Annotated in this window: 1 protein-coding gene and 1 pseudogene; both read right to left on the bottom strand. The window is 63.6% G+C overall.

The window, feature by feature from the left end:
* Positions 1-261: 261 nt before the first annotated feature.
* The gene (locus tag NZM16_RS09400) at positions 262-1,911 is read right to left on the bottom strand and encodes a b(o/a)3-type cytochrome-c oxidase subunit 1 (protein WP_295480102.1); all 1,650 of its coding nucleotides are present in this window, start codon (positions 1,909-1,911) and stop codon (positions 262-264) included.
* Positions 1,912-1,929: 18 nt separating this feature from the next.
* Positions 1,930-2,221 (bottom strand): annotated as a pseudogene (locus NZM16_RS09395) (CBS domain-containing protein); the annotation flags it as partial.

Raw genomic sequence — 2,221 nt, 5'->3', positions numbered from 1 at the left:
GCCCCATGGGCCCCCCCCCCCCCCCCTCCCCCCCCACCCCCCCCACCCACCACCCACCCCGGGGGGGGGGGCGCGGCGCCCTCCCCCCGCCCCCCCCCCCACCCCCGAAAGAATCAATCCCCCCAGAGGTCCTTTGAGCCTGGGGGGATCCAGGGAGGGAGGAAAGGCGATCGCTATGGCCCCTCCGCCGCTCGGTCGTTCAGCGTCGCTTTTGTGAGGGCGAGGGCTCCCAGCCCTCGCCCTCACAAGGGGTCCACTCGTTTATCGGATCGGTGACGGGCTCGAGGGCAGGAACCCGTATGCGGAGAAGGGGGAGGTCTGAAGCACCTGGGTGATCACCGGCGCGTAGGCGATGACGATCAGGACGGCTGCCACGGCCAGCCACACCCGCCAGCGTTCAAAGGCCAGCGGCGCATCCGCTGCGGTGTGCAGGGCCTCCGAGATGGGCACTTCCACTCGAGCCGGCTGCCGAGAGAACCAAATCGTCATGGCCATGTTCAGCAGGAACAGGGTTCCAGCAATGAACATCAACGCCCCGCCGATGGCGGCCATGATCAGGAAGGGCATCCACTCCGGCAACAGATAGGGCGAGAAGCCCAGGTTCGTCCGCCGCGGCTCGCCCTCCAGCCCGCCGCGCATCATCCCGACCGCGAAAATCATCACCCCTACGAACCACAGATACATGTTCGCTAAGGCCACCTTGTGGCTCCACAGCGCACGGCCAGTCAGATAGGGCACCATCCAAGTGGCCGTCGCCATGAACGTCAGGGTCACGGCCGTGCCTACCGTCAGGTGCAGGTGGCCAGGCACCCAGGAGGTATTGTGAACCACCAGGTTCACATTGTATGAGGCGTTCACGATGCCGCTGATGCCTCCGAAGATGAAGGCAATCATCGCGAGGGTGCTCCCGGCGAAGGCCGGCTCGTTCCACGGGAGGCGGAAGATCCAATCGATCAGCCCGCGGCCCCCGCGCTGTCGCCCGGCGTATTCCAGGGAGGCCATCAGGTTGAACGCCGTGAGCAGGCTCGGGATCGCCACCATAAATGTCCCGAAGGCGTGGACCAGTTTCCATTCCTGCCCCACAGCCGGATCGGCATACTGGTGGTGAAGCCCGATGGGGGTGGAGAAGATCAACAGCATCAAAAAGGCCAGGCGGGCCATGGGGTCGCTGTATAGCTTGCCGCCGGCCAGTCGCGGGACCATTGTATACCAAACTACATAGGCGGGCAGCAGCCAGAAGTAGACCAGCGGGTGCCCGAAATACCAGAAGAGGGTGCGGGCCAGCATCGGGTTGGTCTGTTTGACCAGGCCCAGGGACCAGGGGAGCAGGAGGAAGAGCACCTCGATCGCCACGCCGAGGGTAGCGATATACCACAGGACGAAGACCGTGATGGAGCCGAACGTCATCAACGGCGTCCGCTGCCCCGGGTTCTCCCGCCGCCAGGCCACGTAGGTCAAGATGAGGTTCGCCCCGCTGATCCACGAGCCCACAATCAGCAGGGTGGCGCCGATATAGAAAGCGGGATGCGCCATCAGGGGTGGATAGAACGTGTAGAGGACGTTCGCCTGGCGGGTCAGGATGGCATAGCCTGCGGCGGCCACACCGATCGTCATCAGTCCGAACCCGGTCCAGCCCAGGCTGAGGCTGTAGAGCGGACGGCCCAGGGAGGCTCGAACGGCGACCGCCAGCAGCCCCACGATGTTGAAGGTGGTCCACACTAGGGCGTTCAATACGCCGTGGAATGTTAAGCCCTGATAATAGTCATACCAAGGCATGGGCGGCAACAACTTGGCCCGGCTGAGGCCCTGAAGCAGGCCGAAGAAAATCCCCACTGCGATGGCGATGTAGGCGACATACAGGTGCCAGCGGATCAACCGCTTCTCGCCTTCTGAGATCACAAGGGCTCCCATCGCAACCTCCCTTCACAGGGCTTTGCGGAGGATGTCGGTCACCGAGATGATGCCCAGCAGCCGCTCGCGGATCACCGGCGCGCGCCGGATCCCGGTCAGGGCGAACAGGCGGGCCACGTTTTCCACCGAAAGATCCGGGTTCACCACAATGCACGGCTTGGTCATAACGTCGCGCACCAGCACCGCTTGAGGGCTCAGGCCCTGGGCGACAACTTTGTAGACGATATCGGTTTCCGTGATGATGCCGTAGGCGTCTTCCTCATTCGATCGCTCCACGATAAGCGCTCGCAATCCTTTTTCTTTCATTAAT

It is taken from the genome of Thermoflexus sp., assembly GCF_025055495.1.
Taxonomy (GTDB): Bacteria; Chloroflexota; Anaerolineae; order Thermoflexales; family Thermoflexaceae; genus Thermoflexus.
The sequence above is the reverse complement of the archived record's forward strand: the minus strand, read 5'-3'. Positions and strand labels throughout refer to the sequence as shown.